Annotated in this window: 17 protein-coding genes; 8 read left to right on the plus strand and 9 right to left on the minus strand. The window is 62.2% G+C overall.

Features of this window, described 5'->3' with window-relative positions:
• Positions 1-7 precede the first annotated feature (7 nt).
• The 4 genes from GSQ90_RS15960 to motA form a co-directional block, all read right to left on the minus strand.
• The gene (locus GSQ90_RS15960; RefSeq protein ID WP_158815845.1) at positions 8-1033 is read right to left on the minus strand and encodes a flagellar motor switch protein FliG; all 1026 of its coding nucleotides are present in this window, start codon (positions 1031-1033) and stop codon (positions 8-10) included.
• 13 nt (positions 1034-1046) lie between these two features.
• A complete protein-coding gene (gene fliN, locus GSQ90_RS15965; RefSeq protein ID WP_158815846.1) occupies positions 1047-1376 on the minus strand; it encodes a flagellar motor switch protein FliN in 330 nt (109 codons plus the stop codon).
• Between the two features lie 104 nt (positions 1377-1480).
• Entirely contained in the window at positions 1481-2422 is a 942-nt protein-coding gene (locus GSQ90_RS15970) for a flagellar motor switch protein FliM (protein WP_158815847.1), read from the minus strand.
• A 4-nt stretch (positions 2423-2426) separates the two neighbouring features.
• Positions 2427-3323: a flagellar motor stator protein MotA gene (gene motA / locus GSQ90_RS15975; RefSeq protein WP_158815848.1), complete on the minus strand. Its 897-nt coding sequence runs from the start codon at positions 3321-3323 to the stop codon at positions 2427-2429.
• A gap of 178 nt (positions 3324-3501) precedes the next feature.
• Here motA and flgF point away from each other — a divergent pair, with 178 nt between their 5' ends.
• From flgF to GSQ90_RS15990, 3 genes are read left to right on the plus strand one after another with little or no spacing between them, the layout of a single operon-like run.
• On the plus strand, positions 3502-4227 hold the full coding sequence (gene flgF, locus GSQ90_RS15980; protein WP_158815849.1) for a flagellar basal-body rod protein FlgF: 726 nt from the start codon (positions 3502-3504) through the stop codon (positions 4225-4227).
• Between the two features lie 52 nt (positions 4228-4279).
• Positions 4280-5635: a flagellar protein export ATPase FliI gene (gene fliI / locus GSQ90_RS15985; RefSeq protein WP_158815850.1), complete on the plus strand. Its 1356-nt coding sequence runs from the start codon at positions 4280-4282 to the stop codon at positions 5633-5635.
• Between the two features lie 45 nt (positions 5636-5680).
• The gene (locus tag GSQ90_RS15990; protein WP_158815851.1) at positions 5681-6319 is read left to right on the plus strand and encodes a hypothetical protein; all 639 of its coding nucleotides are present in this window, start codon (positions 5681-5683) and stop codon (positions 6317-6319) included.
• Between the two features lie 12 nt (positions 6320-6331).
• On the opposite strand, the gene GSQ90_RS15995 is transcribed toward GSQ90_RS15990, so the two are convergent.
• Both GSQ90_RS15995 and GSQ90_RS16000 read right to left on the minus strand, forming a co-directional pair.
• A complete protein-coding gene (locus GSQ90_RS15995; protein ID WP_158815852.1) occupies positions 6332-7333 on the minus strand; it encodes a GGDEF domain-containing protein in 1002 nt (333 codons plus the stop codon).
• Between the two features lie 350 nt (positions 7334-7683).
• Positions 7684-8172, minus strand: coding sequence for a hypothetical protein (locus tag GSQ90_RS16000; protein ID WP_158815853.1), 489 nt, complete (start codon positions 8170-8172; stop codon positions 7684-7686).
• Between the two features lie 185 nt (positions 8173-8357).
• Between GSQ90_RS16000 and GSQ90_RS16005 the strand changes: the two genes are divergently transcribed.
• The 4 genes from GSQ90_RS16005 to GSQ90_RS16020 all read left to right on the plus strand — a co-directional run bounded on the left by GSQ90_RS16005 (position 8358) and on the right by GSQ90_RS16020 (position 10862).
• Positions 8358-9134: a hypothetical protein gene (locus tag GSQ90_RS16005; protein ID WP_158815854.1), complete on the plus strand. Its 777-nt coding sequence runs from the start codon at positions 8358-8360 to the stop codon at positions 9132-9134.
• Positions 9135-9257: 123 nt separating this feature from the next.
• Positions 9258-9482, plus strand: coding sequence for an antitoxin MazE family protein (locus GSQ90_RS16010; RefSeq protein ID WP_158815855.1), 225 nt, complete (start codon positions 9258-9260; stop codon positions 9480-9482).
• A complete protein-coding gene (locus GSQ90_RS16015; RefSeq protein WP_158815856.1) occupies positions 9479-9832 on the plus strand; it encodes a type II toxin-antitoxin system PemK/MazF family toxin in 354 nt (117 codons plus the stop codon). The genes GSQ90_RS16010 and GSQ90_RS16015 overlap by 4 nt, the downstream gene beginning before the upstream one ends.
• A 7-nt stretch (positions 9833-9839) precedes the next feature.
• Positions 9840-10862 carry an NAD(P)-dependent alcohol dehydrogenase gene (locus tag GSQ90_RS16020; RefSeq protein ID WP_158815857.1) on the plus strand — a complete coding sequence of 341 codons (1023 nt, stop codon included), beginning with the start codon at positions 9840-9842 and terminating at the stop codon, positions 10860-10862.
• Between the two features lie 243 nt (positions 10863-11105).
• On the opposite strand, the gene GSQ90_RS16025 is transcribed toward GSQ90_RS16020, so the two are convergent.
• Positions 11106-11894 (minus strand): sulfite exporter TauE/SafE family protein, encoded by a 789-nt coding sequence (locus GSQ90_RS16025; RefSeq protein WP_158815858.1) that lies wholly within the window; start codon positions 11892-11894, stop codon positions 11106-11108.
• Positions 11895-11918: 24 nt separating this feature from the next.
• Entirely contained in the window at positions 11919-13235 is a 1317-nt protein-coding gene (locus GSQ90_RS16030) for an O-acetylhomoserine aminocarboxypropyltransferase/cysteine synthase family protein (protein ID WP_158815859.1), read from the minus strand.
• A gap of 124 nt (positions 13236-13359) precedes the next feature.
• Between GSQ90_RS16030 and GSQ90_RS16035 the strand changes: the two genes are divergently transcribed.
• A complete protein-coding gene (locus tag GSQ90_RS16035) occupies positions 13360-13944 on the plus strand; it encodes a flavin reductase family protein (protein WP_158815860.1) in 585 nt (194 codons plus the stop codon).
• Positions 13945-14228: 284 nt separating this feature from the next.
• Here GSQ90_RS16035 and GSQ90_RS16040 read toward each other — a convergent pair whose 3' ends face one another.
• On the minus strand, positions 14229-14465 hold the full coding sequence (locus GSQ90_RS16040) for a hypothetical protein (RefSeq protein ID WP_158815861.1): 237 nt from the start codon (positions 14463-14465) through the stop codon (positions 14229-14231).
• Between the last annotated feature and the right edge of the window lie 10 nt (positions 14466-14475).

The raw sequence follows: 14475 nt of genomic DNA on the forward strand, positions 1-14475 counted from the left end.
ATGCCGACTAGGCCGCGTCGAGTTCGGTGGGGGTAATTTCGATTTCGTTGCGTTGCGCCATTTCCAGCACGAGATCGGCGATCGCACGGCGCGCCTTCGCCACGTCGCGCGGCGAAACGACCGAGCCGTCGTCGAGCTCGCTCTCGACCAGGCGACGCGCGCGCGAAGTCAGCGATGAAAGAACGGCGTCGCGGAACGCGGCTTCGGTGCCCCTGAGCGCCAGAACGACGCGCTCGGTCGGTATCTTGTCGAACAGCGTCGAGCGCGCCTTGACCGAAAGCTTGAGCATGTCGTCAAAGGAGAACAGCAATCGCTTGAGGATTTCGACTTCCTTGGGCCGGGCCAGGGTCAGACTCTGGAGGACATCCTCCATCTCCTCCGGCTCCAGTTGATTGATGATGTTGGCCATGCGCGAATGCGGGCTGGCGCCGCTGTGCCGCGCGGCGGCGTTGAGCAGATCTTCCTGCAGGACGCCTTCGATGCTGCGCAAGGTCGAGTCCTGGACGGGCTCGAGGGCGAGCATGCGGCGCATCACGTCATTGCGGAAATCGCGCGGAAGTTGCGCCGATATTTTGGCGGCGTGACTGGAGCTCAGCTTGGAAAGGATAAAGGCGGTGGTTTGCGGGTGTTCCTTAAGAAGATAAGTAGCGAAGACATTTTCGGGAATGCCCGCCAGCTTCTCCCACATGCTCGAATTGGAGCTGCCCAGAACATCCGACAGGATATCGGCGACCTGTTCGGGCGAAAACGCGCCGGTCAACAATTGCTCCGCCTCACCCGCATTGCCCAGAAGGTCGAGACCATTGGAGAAATGGGCGGAAAATTCTTCAACGAGCGCCTCAAGCACAGGCGTCGGCACCGCGCCCAATCCCGAAGCCGATTTCGTGATCTGGCGCAATTCCAGGGGATCGAAATGCTTCAGAAGCCGCCCCGCGACCGGTTTGCCCATCGCCAGAAGCAGCGCCGCGACCTTATCGGAACCCTTCAGGTTGCGCGTTGAGGCGGGAATTCGCACGGTGGAGGTCACGGTCATGGATTGGCTCCGGTCAGGCCGTGTTTTCGCTGCTCGATGAGGAAACGATTTCGGTCAGCGAGACTCCAAAGCGTGAACTGTCTTCGTCAACGACCACCACTTCGCCGCGCGCCACGACGCGTCCGTTGACGACGACGTTGACGGGCTCTCCGACCCTTTGATCCAGGGAAATGACGGCGCCGCGCCCCAGTTTCATCAGGCTGGCGACCGGCATGGATGTCGAGCCGAGAACAACCTGAACCGTGACCGGGATTTTCAGGATCGTCTCGTAATTGCCCGCATTTTCTCGCGACCCGGCGCCGGCCGCGGCGGATGGGTTGATCGGGGCGTCAGTGTCGGACATTGGATAGTTCGCCTTTTCATTGTTCAACAAAAGGGGCCGAGCGTCGCAGCGTCTGGCGCTTCTTCGTTTGGATCGAAGCGCGGCTCAATCTCTCCGAAAATACTCTAGCTCAAGATAAGGTCGTCCAGAATATCCTTCTCCTTGACGATGGGCTCCTGGATCTCCAGGCTGTAGCGCCCATCGGCCTGGCTGAGTTTGCACCAGAACAGATCGTGTTCACCGCATTCGAGCCTTACGCGGCCCATGCCCGAGCCGCGCAGTTTGAGAACATGCCCGATCTCGAACGCGGCGACTTCGCCTAATGTCATCGGGATTTCCTCGAGTACGCCCTTGACGGCGATCTCGGCGAAGCTGACCCCGGTTTGCATCTGCCGCGCCCAGCGCGGGTCGCCGGCGGCGCTTTCGTTGGATAATTCGCGCGCCAGTTTTTGCCGGACCGGCTGCAGCGCCGCTTGCGGGATGACGATTGTCATTGTTCCGCGCATGCCTGAGGCCTGGAACAGAATATTCGCCGTGACGACGGGCGCGTCGCGCCGCCCCAGAATGGTCGTGTCGACAAGCGTTTCCTGACGCTCCAGCTTGAAGGAGGTCTCGATGATTCCGGTCAACGCGGATTGCAGCGATTTGGCCGTCAGTTCCGAGATTTTCTGGAGCAGATTCATCTCGATTCTTGTAAAGGGACGGTCCGGCTGCTCCTGGGCATCCGAGGCGTCCCCGCCCAACAAGATCTGCACAAGCGAAAGAACGAAGCTGCGATCGAAAATCGCCAGGGAACGGCAGTCCAGTTCCGGGGAATGGAGCACGGCGCCGACAGATTCCCTGGAAGTCGCCAGAACCTCGAAAAGGTCGCCCGTCGCAATAGCGTCCACCGAAAACATCGTCGGAGCGCGGCACAGGAGGCGCAGGCCTTCGACCAGGCTCGTGGCGAGCTCGTCAAAGATGACGCGGAGCATCGGCAGGCGTTCGACCGCAAAGCCGGACTGATCGAGCAGCGGATCAGCGCTCTTGCGCTGGGACGGCGGCGTCCTCTGTTGGCTGGCGATCATGATGTCAGGCCGCCGCTTTGAGTGGAGCTTCCGCTCCGCCGCTCGGCGCGCCGCCAGAAATCGTCTCGTTTTCGACCGTGTCGATTGTTGGTCGTTCCTTGGCGGGAATGGTCTTGCGGCCGAATTCCACGGCGACCTGCGGCATTGCGCCGTTCATGAAGGCCAGCAAGGTCTGCTTGATCAGAACGAACTGCCGCAATTGTTTCTGACGCACCACCTTGATCTTGCTGGCGACTGGCGACATCACGGCATAGGACAGGAAAATGCCGGCGAACGTGCCCACAAGCGCCGCGCCAATCAGGCCGCCCAACAATTCGGGCGATTGGTCCAGCGCGCCCATCGCATGGATGATGCCCAGCACCGCCGCGACAATGCCAAGAGCTGGCAAACCATCGGCCACGGCGTTCAGCGCATGGACGGGTTTGAATCTGTCGTAGGTCAGCGTTTGAATCTCTTCGTCCATCAGCGCTTCGATCTCGTGCGTTCTCGCATTGCCGATGATGATGAGGCGGCAATAGTCGCAGATGAAGGTGACAAGATCCTTGTCCGCCAGCAGGTTCGGAAAGGCTTTGAAGATTTCCGATTCCTTCGGATTCTCGAAGTGATTTTCAACTTCGCTGCGCGACTTGCCCTTCAATTCGCGCATCAGGGCGTGGAGGACGCTGAGAACGTCGAGGAAATTGCGCGCCTTCGGCCCCTTGTCCAGAATCGCTTCAACGATCGCCTTGCCGCAGTCCTTGATGGTCGACAAAGGATTGGCGACCACGAAAATGCCTAAGGAAGAACCGCCGATAATGACGAATTCGAAGGGCTGCATCAGCACTTCGAGATGGCCGCCGAGCGCCGCGAACCCGCCAAGCATGCAGCCAATGGCGATGACCAGACCCACGATGAAATTCAACTGGCTCTCCTGCCGCGTTCTTAAGGCCCCTCTAGGTTGCGTCGTTGAGCTTGCGTGAGGCTGTTCCGGTCAAACCAGCTTCGCGCAAGTCAAGGATGGGAGGATGAGATCGGCGCGATCGGGATATTTCCGGTCGAACCTTCCAGCCGGTTCACCGGCCGCACGACGGGTCTTCTCCATGCAATCTGGGCTCTATGTCGCTCTTTCCGGACAAGTCGCGCTTGAGCGGCGTCTGCAGACGATCGCTTCCAACGTGGCCAATATGAACACTGTCGGCTATCGGGCGGACGGCGTCAGCTTTGAAGCGCAAATGGCGAGGGCGGGGGACAGCACGGTCGCTTTTGCGGGCAGCGGCGCCGATTTCATTTCGCGCCGGTCCGGCGGGACCAGCAAGACCGACAATCCGCTCGATGTCGCCGTTCAGGGCGACGCCTGGCTCGGCATCAAGACGCCGGCGGGAACCGTCTACACCCGCGACGGCCGGATGACGATCAAGGACTCAGGCGAGCTGACGACTCTGAACGGCTATTCCATCCTCGACGCCGGCGGCGCGCCGATCCTGCTCGACTCCAGCGCTGGTCCCCCCGACATCTCGCGCGACGGTATGATCAGCCAGAAGGGCAATCAGGTCGGCGCATTGGGTCTGTTTGCGATCGACGACAGCGCCAAACTGACGCGCTTCGCCAATTCTGGCGTCATCCCCAGCAAGCCGGCGACCCCGATCCTCGATTTTGCCGTGAACGGCGTCGCCCAGGGTTTTGTCGAAAACTCGAACGTCAATCCGATCATGGAAATGACCAAACTCATTACCGTGACCCGGGCTTTCGACGGCATCAACGCCGCAACGGAAAAGACCGAGTCCTCTTTGACGGACGCGATCAAGACGCTGGGCTCAAGCGCTTGACGAGGCCGCCGCGGCGCAAACTTCCTGAAACGAACAGCCGGACCAAGCAACCATGAACGCTCTCGATCGTCTTGAAGCCGGCATGACCTGGGGCCGCAAATATATCGAGCCGGTGCGCCTGGGCGGCGTCGTGACCGAAGTCGCCATGTCGCACTACCGCGTGGCGGGCCTTTCGCGCTTCCTCAAGCTTGGCGAATGCGTCAGTCTCGACGCCGGGGGGCGCGCCCAGATCGGCGAGGTCGTGCGCATCGATGGCGGCACCGTCACCCTCAAGCCGTTCGATTCGCGATGCGACGCGGGGATCGGCACCAGGGCTTTCCGCACGGAAAATCTGTCTTTGTCGCCGCACCCCCTTTGGAAGGGCCGGGTGATCGACGCCCTTGGCCGGCCGATCGACACCAGCCTGCCCCTTGAACAGGGCGAGCGCGTCATGCCGCTCGACGCCGAGCCGCCGCCCGCCATGCGCCGGGCGCGGGTCAAGGATCCCATCAAGAGCGGCATCCGGGTCATCGATTTCTTTTCCCCGCTCTGCGCGGGGCAAAGAATTGGCGTCTTTGCCGGATCGGGCGTCGGAAAATCATCGCTGCTCGCGATGCTGGCGCAATCGCCCGATTTCGATACGGTCGTCATCGCTTTGGTGGGCGAGCGCGGGCGCGAAGTGCGCGAGTTTCTTGACGACACGCTCAGCTCCAACAAGGCCTCGGCGATCACGGTGGTCTCCACCGGCGATGAGAGCCCAATGATGCGGCGCCTCGCCCCCAAGACCGCGATGACGATTGCCGAATATTTTCGTGATCGCGGCGATTCCGTCCTTCTGATCATCGATTCGGTGACACGCTTTGCGCATGCCGCGCGCGATGTGGCGCTCGCCGCCGGCGAGCCGGCCGTGGCCCGCGGCTATGCGCCAAGCGTCTTCAGCGAGTTGCCCCGGCTTCTTGAACGGGCCGGTCCTGGCCTTGAGGGCAGCGGTTCGATCACCGGCATTTTCTCGGTGCTGGTCGACGGCGACGATCACAACGATCCGGTCGCCGACAGCATTCGCGGCACGTTGGACGGCCATATCGTGCTGGATCGCACGATCGCCGACCAGGGCCGCTATCCCGCCGTCAATATTCTATCGTCGATTTCGCGCCTCGCTCATTTTGGATGGACGCCGGAGCAACGCAAGCTTGTTGCAAGACTGCGCTCATTGGTCTCGCGCTACGAGGAAACCCGCGATCTTCGCCTCATGGGCGGATATCAGCCCGGTTCCGACGCGGCGCTTGATCAGGCCATCAGCGTCGTGCCGCGAATCTACGAGGCGATGACGCAGGTTCTGTCATCCGGCCCGAGTGTGGATGCGTTCCAGGAACTGGCGGCGGCTTTGAAGCCCGACACAAAGGCGGAGAAGCCGGGGAAATCGCCGTGACCCTGATGCTCCGACTTTTTCACCGCGAAAGGCGCCCCCGTCGTCATGTCTGACAACCCCGCCTCAAACGCCTCGCCCAAGAAACCGCCGCGGCGATATTCGCCCGCCGCGATCAGCCACGGTTCATCGGTCGACCGCATGCTCGCCGCCTTCGGCGTTTTGATCGCGCTGTCTTCCCTCGGCTTCGCCGGTTACATGGTCGCCGATGTCGACAGGCCGCCGCGAATCGCCGGCCTGGAATATCTTTCGATCTTCGCCCGCCCGAGCCATCCGGTCGCGACGGCGCAGGAACGGCCTGCGACGCTCGTCGAGGCGGATGCCTCGAACAATGCCCCGCAAGCGATCGACCGGACCCCGACGGGGTCTATTCCCGACAAGGCAGGCGCCAGCCGAACGGTCAATGTCATCGTGGCGCCCATGCGCGTCGCCGATCTCAAGCCGTCGTCTTCGCCCTACAAGCTTCTCGACGTGCTGAATGGCGAAGCCTTGGTCCAGACCGACGTCGGGCTGCGCCACGTCAAGGCCGGGGATTTGCTGCCCGACCTCGGCCGAATCAATACGATCGAGAAAAGGGGGGACCATTGGGTCCTGCTGACCCAGAGCGGCGTGTCTCTCGAATGGCCGCCTGAGCCAGCGCCGGCCTCCGCCGCGCCGGAGCCTTACAAGAAGACCTCGCCGCGCTAAGGAACGCGGGCTTTACGCGGTGTCTTCGATGATGATGCGGTTTCTGCCGGTGCGTTTGGCTTCGTAGAGCATGGTGTCCGCCCGCTTCACCAATGTTTCGGAATCGTCTTTTTCACTGAGCCGGACGATTCCGAAAGACGCCGTTATCTTGCTGAAGAGCTGGCCGCTTTGGGCGTTCATCCATTGCTGGGCTTCGAGCCGGCCGCGAATCTGATCGGTCAGCCGCGTCGCGCTCTCGAGCGTCGTTTGCGGGAGAATGACCGCGAATTCCTCGCCGCCAAGCCGCGCTGCAATATCGCCGTCCTTGATATGTTTCAGCAGAAGCTCGGCGAAATATTTCAGGACGCGGTCGCCGAACGGATGGCCGTAATTGTCGTTGACCTTTTTGAAATGATCGAGATCCCCCATCATCAGGCACATTTCCGTTCCCTGCGCCCGAGCCTGAGCGATTTCCTTGGTCAGGTTGCTGTCGAACGCGCGCCGGTTGCTCAGAGAAGTGAGGGAATCGCGCATGCCGATCGCCTGGGCCTCGACCAGTTTGGAACGCAGCGCCGCCACTTGCGATCGCGACTTTTCAAGGCTGGTTGAGAGTTCGCCGGTTTCGCGCCGCATCTTCTCGTTGGCGTCAATCAGAAGGCGGACGATCGCGCGAACCTTCTCCGGATTGGTCGAGGGGAGCAGGCCCTGGTCCGCCTGCGCGAGCGAATCCGAATAGCGGCCGTTGGCGTCGAGATGCGACTGGATAAGATTGGCGATCGTGTCGAGTTCGCGATCGAGCTGCGCGCGCCTTGCTTCGAAATCGTCCTTGAGATTGGCGCCGTCCGAGGAATGGGCTGAAGCGCCCGCGCCGCGCAATTCGCCCAGGCCCATGCCGATAAAACCCAGGGCCATCAGCCCAAGAATGCAGGCCAGGGCGTAAGGGTTCTGAATATTGTCGATCGCGCCGACCATGCCCAGGAGGGCGATCAGGATGACGATCGCCAATTGCAGCCAGGGTGTTTTAAAAAATCTCATGGCGGACCGTTCAATCGAGGTTGACGAAAGAAAGCATTCGGCGTCGCCGCCAAATTTTTCTCGCCAAAAATTTCTTGCGGTCAAAGGCGCGCGTGCGAATGACAGGCTCCCCCCGAGCGCGAATCAACACAACGAAACAGCACAACTATCCATTGAGAAATTTCGCGCGAGGGTCAATCCATTCTCGTAGAGATAACGAACCGACCGATCCGCTTGCGCAGTCTCGATGGTCCGGTCTCGGCGAGCCCCCACCCGCGTCGTCGCCGACCCTTCTCAAGGCGTTAACGGCGAAAGATTAATTCTGTGAAGGCTAACGCAAGGTGAAGTTTCGGCGTCGCGGGAAGATATTTTTACGTCCGGCCGCCGCTGATAAGGCGCGCCTGGGCGCGGTCGACGAGCATATTGGCGATCGCCACCCGGCGCGTCGCGCTTTCCCGCTGCGCCTCGTCGTGGCGATCGGGGTGATTGCGCCACATGTAGAGACGCCGCGCCTGATTGAGCTCCTCGTAGGTGAGGTTTTCGCTCAGGCCGAGTTCATCCAGAATCGCTTCCGCGGTGTCCCCGGCCGGGCGCCGCGATTCGACAATCGCCGTTGGCCCATCCTGCTCGCCGATCCAGGCCAGCGCCGCGTCCCAATGCGATCCGCCGCCGGTCGTCGGCGGTCGATCGTCAACCGAAAATATCGTATTCGCGAAAGGATTGGCCGAGAAGAGCGAAGATAAGCCGTCTTCCTCGCTCAGCGCAGCCGGATTCGCCTTGGCGCCTTGCACCTCGGCCAATATTTGCCGAAATCTGGCGCCCGGCGTTTCCTCGGGAGATTCTTCTGGGATATGCAACATGAACAAGAACCCGCAACGCGACGGGCAATCCAACACCTGACAAATTGACATCCAGTAAATGGCCTTCGAGGCGGGTGGCGCCGACCGACACCGCTGTTGCAAGGCTGGCGAAAGGCTGAGGCTTCATGTTCGGCGATGAGCCGGCAGCGCCCGATCCCCGGGCGCGCGGCGCGGGGTGAGAGCGGATGTCCAAACCTTTTGTCGTCGTGTCGACGCCCTGTTTCGGCGGGCTGGTCAATCAGAGCTACATGCTGTCGATCCTCAAGCTGATGCAATTGGCGTCCGGCGGCGAGTTTGAACTCGATGTCGTCTTGCTCGGGGGCGATTCGCTGATCACCCGCTCGCGCAGCGTGCTGGTCTCGCGTTTCCTCGACAATCCGCGCGCCACGCATCTCATGTTCATCGACGCTGACATCGCCTTCGAACCCGATCAATTCCTGCGCCTGCTGCGGATCGACAAGCCCTTCGCGGCCGGCGCCTATCCGCTCAAGCAGATCGATTGGCGCGCGCTGCCAAAGCGCGCGGTCAACGGGGAACCTCTGGCGGCGGCGGGTCTCTCTTATGTCGGGCAAATCTGCGAGGGCGACGAACTGCGTCGCGAAGGCGGCTTCGCAACGGCGAAATACGCCGGCACCGGGTTTCAACTGATCCGGCGCCATGTCTTCGAGCAATTGATCGACGCCCATCCGGAACTCAAATTCAGGGCGGTCCATACGCTGACCAATGAGACGCCGAACAGCGACAATCTCTATGCTCTGTTCGAATGCGCGATCGACCGTGAAACGGGAGTCTATCTGAGCGAGGATTATGCGTTCTGCGGCCGCTGGCGCGCGCTGGGCGGCGAGATCTGGCTCGATCTGCAGAGCCGGCTGACTCATGCCGGAATGAGCTATTACGACGGCGATTGCACGGGGCGCTATGCGGCGCGTGCGCCGGTCGAAGCGATGCGCGCGGCTGGCTGAGCCGCCAGGGATTGCGCCGCGCCGATTCTTCGAATGACAAGACCCACAGCAGCGCTACGTAAGGTTCTGGCAGAGATTTCTCGCTCGGAATAGGTTACATGTGACCTAAGCGGGAGAACGGTCATGGCCTCGGCGCCGACGCCAAAATCTTCGCGCCTTAAGGTGCAAAACCAACGCGCGCGGCTGCACAAGCAGGGCCTGCGTCCGATCCAGATTTGGGCGCCGGACGTGCGCGCGCCGGCCTTTCGCGCTGAGGCGCATCGCCAGTCTCTGGCCGTCGCCGCCAGTGCTGCGGCGCGCGACGATCAGGCCTTCATCGACGCGGTTTCGGATCGGGACGATGAGTGAAGCGGGGCGACATCTGGACGGTCTTAGGCGGCAAGGATTGCGCAGGCAAACCGCGTCCCATCGTCATCGTGCAGGATGACAGCTTTGACGCAACCGACTCGATCGCGATCTGCGCCTTCACTATCGACGCGACGGAAGCGCCGCTGTTTCGTCTTCCCGTCGAGCCGAACGATCGCAATGGGTTGCGCGCGCCGTGCCGTTTGATGGCGGACAAAATCACGACCGTGCCGAAATCCAAAGTCGGCGCCCGCATTGGGCGCCTCGACGACGAAGACATATTGCGTCTCAATCAGGCGCTGCTGGTGTTTCTCGGTTTGGCTGTGTCGCCCAGGGCGAAACGCGGAGCATGATTCGACAATGACCAACAAAGCATGGGCGCTGCGGGGCGGGTTCGGCATCGACAGGCTCGCGCTTGAGGAGCGGCCTGAGCGTGAGCCCGGCTTTGGCGAGGCGCGGGTGCGGATCGAATGGGTCAGCCTCAACAGGCGCGACCTGCTGCTCGTCGAAGGCATCTATAATCCGCGGCAGGCCTTGCCGATCGTTCCCTGTTCGGACGGTGCGGGAATCGTCGAGGCTTTAGGCGCGGGATGCGAGCGCGTCCAGGTCGGCGATCGCGTCGTCGTGCATTTCTTCCCGGGCTGGATCGCCGGCGAGCCTGATATGGCCAAGCTTGCGACCGGGCTCGGCGGACCGGGCGGCGACGGCACGCTGCAGCAGACGCTTGTTATCGCTGAGCAAGCGCTTGTTCGCCTGCCCGAAGCCCTCTCGACGCAGGCGGCGGCGACCTTGCCCTGCGCCGCGCTGACCGCCTGGTGCGCGATCGTCGAACAGGGCGGCGTCAGGCCGGGCTCGGTCGTGCTCACCCAGGGTACGGGCGGCGTGTCGCTGTTCGCAGTACAATTCGCCAAAATGCTTGGCGCGCGCGTTGTCGCGACGACGTCCAGCGACGCCAAGGCGGCGACTTTAAGCGAACTCGGCGCCGACGCGATCGTCAATTATCGCACCGATCCCGATTGGGCGCGCCGCGCCCGCGAACTGGCTGGCGGCCCCATCGACCTCATTGTCGAAGTCGGCGGCGCCGATACGCTCGACGCCTCGTTACGCCTCATTCGCCCTGGCGGCACGATCGCGCTGATCGGCGTTCTCTCCGGCGCGAAGGCCGCGATCAATCTGCCGCTCGCCGTGATGCGTCAGGTGCGCCTGCAAGGCGTCACCTGCGGGCATCGCGAGAATTTCGAGGCGATGCTGCGCGCTATCGCTGCACATGGAATCGATCCCGTTATCTCGCATCGCTTCGGGTTCGGCGAGGCGCGCGAGGCGTTCCAGTGCATGGCGAGAAATGAGCACGTCGGCAAAATCGTGGTGGCGATGGATGGTTGATGCGGGGCGAATCACGCATCAAAGGGTCGGGTGTGATCCATCGTTTCGCATGGCGGAGCGTTTTTCACCTTTGAGAACTTGTCAAGGATCGCCCTGCGGGCGACCGCCGGAGGCGGCGCGCTTCGCGCGTCCTGGACAAGTTCTCAAAGGTGAAAAAGAATGGCCTGCATGCGAACAATGGCTCAATAACGAACGCTAAGCCGTCTAGTGAATTGCGCTTCGCTTCGTTCGTTTCTTCAGGCGCTAAATCGCCAGCCTTGCCCCCACCAGCGCGAGCGTGCCCGCCAGCACCGGGCGCAGCACTTTATCAGGCACGCGCGAGGCGAGCTGACTGCCGATCGCTATGCCGGGGAGGGAGCCGATCAAGAGCGAGACAAGCAGCGACCAGTCGATCGAGCCGAGGAACCAATGGCCTGTTCCGGCGATCAGGGTCAAAGGCACGGCGTGAGCGATATCCGAGCCGACGATCCTGACCGTCGGCAATTTGGGATAAAGCATCAGCAGCGCGGTCACGCCGATGGCGCCAGCGCCCACCGATGAGATCGAGACAAGCACGCCGAGCACGGCGCCCAGAAGATTAGTCAGCAACCGGATCTGCCCATCGTTCAGTGTCTCGAGCGTGCTGGCGACTTTGGCCAGCAGCCAGGTGCGGAAGATGAGCGTCACGGCGGTGACGATCAAAGCAAAGCCCAGCGTCGTGGTGATGACATCGCTCGCCGTCTTGCTGTCATGGCCGAAATAGGCGAGCGCCAGCAGCGTCAGCGCGGCGGCGGGCGCACTGCCTGCGGCCAGGCGCCGCGTAATGCGCCAGTCGACCGCGCCGTTCAGCCCATGCACCGCGGTGCCGCTGATTTTGGTGAGCCCGGCATAGAGCAAGTCGGTGCCCACGGCGGTGGCGGGATGGATGCCAAACAACAGCACCAGCAGCGGCGTCATCAGCGAGCCGCCGCCAACGCCGGTGAAGCCGACCAGCGCGCCGATGGCGAGGCCGGAGAGCGAATAGAGCGGATTGAGGGTGTGAAGAAAATCCATGATGCAATCCGCTCCCGCTTGCGACTATTCGGCGGCGATGGCGTATGAGCCCGCCGCGTTCAGCGCGCGATCGAGATCGGCGAGAATGTCGTCGATATGTTCGATGCCGACCGACAGGCGGACATAACCATCCGAGACGCCGGTCTTGATCTGGTCCTCGGCCGAAAGTTGCGAATGGGTCGTCGAGGCCGGATGAATGGCGAGGCTGCGCGCGTCGCCGATATTGGCGACGTGGTAGAACAATTGCAGGCTGTCGATGAAGCGCCGTCCCGCTTCGCGTCCCTTGGCGAGTTCGAAGCCGACGAGGCCGCCGAATTTGCCATTGAGATATTTGTCGGCGCGTTGCCGCGCCGCGCCGGTCTGTACCGAGGGGTGGATGACGCGCACGACTTCCGGGCGTTTCTCGAGCCAAGCGGCCACCGCGCTGGCGTTGGCGACATGGCGCTCGATGCGCAAGGCGAGCGTTTCGACGCCCTGCAAGGTCAGGAAGGCGTTGAACGGCGAAATCGCGGAGCCCAGATCGCGCAGCAGAATGACCCGGGCGCGGATGATATAGGCGACGGGGCCGAGCGGTTTGACCGCCTCAACCCAGACCGCGCCGTGATAGCTGGGGTCCGGCGTATTGAGCGCGGGCTGACGTTCGGGGAATTTCTCCCAGTCGAAATTGCCGCCGTCGACAATGAGGCCGCCGATCGAATTGCCATGGCCGCCAAGATATTTGGTCGAGGAATAGACGACGATCGCCGCGCCATGATCGAGCGGGCGCGCAATCAAAGGCGTCGCCGTATTGTCGACGATCAGCGGGATGCCGAGGCTACGCCCGATCGCGGCGACTTCGGCGATCGGAAATACGACGAGTTTCGGGTTGGGCAGCGTCTCGGCGTAATAGGCGCGCGTGCGGGAATCGGTGGCGCGGCGGAAGTTTTCCGGATCGCTCGGGTCGACGAAGCGCACTTCGATCCCCTGGTCCTTCAGCGTATTGGCGAAAAGATTCCAGGTGCCGCCGTAGAGATCGGTCGAGGAGACGATATTGTCGCCGGCGCGCGCCAGATTCTGGATCGCGAAGGCGGAGGCGGCCTGCCCTGAAGAGACAGCGAGAGCGGCGACGCCGCCTTCAAGCGCGGCGATGCGTTTTTCGAGCACGTCGTTGGTCGGATTGCCGATGCGCGTATAAATATTGCCAAGCTCCTTCAACGCGAAAAGATTGGCGGCATGTTCGGTGCTGTTAAATTGATAGGATGTCGTTTGATAGATCGGCACGGCGACCGCGCCGGTGGCGGGATCGGCCCGCCAGCCGGCGTGAACGACAAGGGTTTCGGGCTTCTGCGGGTGGTCGGACATGGGTTGGGCGCTCCCTATTTGCCGTGTGACGGCGTTCAATCTATAAGTTGACAAATACTATAGACTGAGTTCATATGCAAGTGGCCAATCTGGCGACGTGCTAATCGAACAGGAGCGCCCAAACATGGGAGCGACGTTGAAGAATGCCTTCGTGAACGGATCGAGCGCCACCCCGTTCGAGACGCCGCGTGAGGAGTTTCGCGCGGCGATGCGCGAACTCGCCGGCGCCGTCAGCGTCATTTCATGCGGGGAGGGCGAGCGTCGCGTCGGCTTCACGGCGACATCGGTTTCATCGCTATCCGCCGATCCGCCGACTCTCATTCTCTGCATCAATCGCGCTTCATCGTCCTGGCCGACTTTGCGCGCAGCGCGCAGCTTCGGCGTCAACGTTCTCTCGGCGTCGCATCGCGAACTGGCGCATCGGTTTGCTGGCCGCACCGGCGCCGAAGGCGCGGAGCGGTATCAGGGCGGCCACTGGATCACCCTCGCCACAGGCGCACCGCTGCTCAGCGACGCGCTCGCCGCGTTCGACTGTTCGGTCGAAGAAATCATCGAGCGGCACAGCCATGCGATCGTGATCGGCCGGATTGAAGCCGTGCGGCGGCGCGGCGGCGGCGGCGCGCTTGTCTATTGGCGCGGCGACTACGATCAATTGGGCTGGTCGCAGGACGAAATATCCAACGCCGTCGGCTTGGCGCGTCGTTCTTAGAGCAAGATGACATCCGGTTGCCCGCCAGCCGTCATTGCGAGCGGAGCGAAGCAACCCAGGTGTCGTGACGATTGCTGGCTCGGTCGCGGGTCGAGGCCTCCCTATCGAAATATGGGCGTCTCGCTCATTATGACCTTGGAACTCGATGTTTAAGCTGTCTACGTTGGAAAAGGTACTTAGATCGTCGCTATCCCAGCGCACAGCCAGCAGATGTCACGACACCTGGGTTGCTTCGCTCCGCTCGCAATGACAGCTCTTTGATTCCACCGTGAATCATCACCGTCCTAGAGCAGCCGCTCCGCCTCCGCTGCCTCCGGCTCACCGACCGGCTTGAAGTCCGCGCAGGAGGCGCGGGCGCTGAGATAGCGGTCATGCCGCTCGCAGACGCCGTCGTCGGCGCGCACTGACGCGTCGCCGGAACTCATGCTCGACAATCCTGGCATGGCCGCTTCGAGATAGGCGCGGTCGTTGTGGAAGTGGACGCAGCGCCCACACTGCGCCTTGACCGGACCGCCGCCCATCCTCTCTCTC

This window comes from Methylocapsa sp. S129, from assembly GCF_009765995.1.
GTDB lineage: Bacteria > Pseudomonadota > Alphaproteobacteria > Rhizobiales > Beijerinckiaceae > Roseiarcus.

What these genes read in the sequence shown, in the direction of transcription:
- GSQ90_RS16005 (WP_158815854.1), top strand. Translation starts at nt 8,358, where the DNA reads ATGTCCAAACCTTTTGTCGTCGTGTCGACGCCCTGTTTCGGCGGGCTG.
- GSQ90_RS16020 (WP_158815857.1), top strand. Translation starts at nt 9,840, where the DNA reads ATGACCAACAAAGCATGGGCGCTGCGGGGCGGGTTCGGCATCGACAGG.
- flgF (WP_158815849.1), top strand. Translation starts at nt 3,502, where the DNA reads ATGCAATCTGGGCTCTATGTCGCTCTTTCCGGACAAGTCGCGCTTGAG.
- GSQ90_RS15960 (WP_158815845.1), bottom strand. Translation starts at nt 1,033, where the DNA reads ATGACCGTGACCTCCACCGTGCGAATTCCCGCCTCAACGCGCAACCTG.
- GSQ90_RS15995 (WP_158815852.1), bottom strand. Translation starts at nt 7,333, where the DNA reads ATGAGATTTTTTAAAACACCCTGGCTGCAATTGGCGATCGTCATCCTG.
- GSQ90_RS16010 (WP_158815855.1), top strand. Translation starts at nt 9,258, where the DNA reads ATGGCCTCGGCGCCGACGCCAAAATCTTCGCGCCTTAAGGTGCAAAAC.
- GSQ90_RS16030 (WP_158815859.1), bottom strand. Translation starts at nt 13,235, where the DNA reads ATGTCCGACCACCCGCAGAAGCCCGAAACCCTTGTCGTTCACGCCGGC.
- fliN (WP_158815846.1), bottom strand. Translation starts at nt 1,376, where the DNA reads ATGTCCGACACTGACGCCCCGATCAACCCATCCGCCGCGGCCGGCGCC.
- GSQ90_RS15990 (WP_158815851.1), top strand. Translation starts at nt 5,681, where the DNA reads ATGTCTGACAACCCCGCCTCAAACGCCTCGCCCAAGAAACCGCCGCGG.
- GSQ90_RS16040 (WP_158815861.1), bottom strand. Translation starts at nt 14,465, where the DNA reads ATGGGCGGCGGTCCGGTCAAGGCGCAGTGTGGGCGCTGCGTCCACTTC.
- GSQ90_RS16025 (WP_158815858.1), bottom strand. Translation starts at nt 11,894, where the DNA reads ATGGATTTTCTTCACACCCTCAATCCGCTCTATTCGCTCTCCGGCCTC.
- GSQ90_RS16035 (WP_158815860.1), top strand. Translation starts at nt 13,360, where the DNA reads ATGGGAGCGACGTTGAAGAATGCCTTCGTGAACGGATCGAGCGCCACC.
- fliI (WP_158815850.1), top strand. Translation starts at nt 4,280, where the DNA reads ATGAACGCTCTCGATCGTCTTGAAGCCGGCATGACCTGGGGCCGCAAA.
- GSQ90_RS15970 (WP_158815847.1), bottom strand. Translation starts at nt 2,422, where the DNA reads ATGATCGCCAGCCAACAGAGGACGCCGCCGTCCCAGCGCAAGAGCGCT.
- GSQ90_RS16000 (WP_158815853.1), bottom strand. Translation starts at nt 8,172, where the DNA reads ATGTTGCATATCCCAGAAGAATCTCCCGAGGAAACGCCGGGCGCCAGA.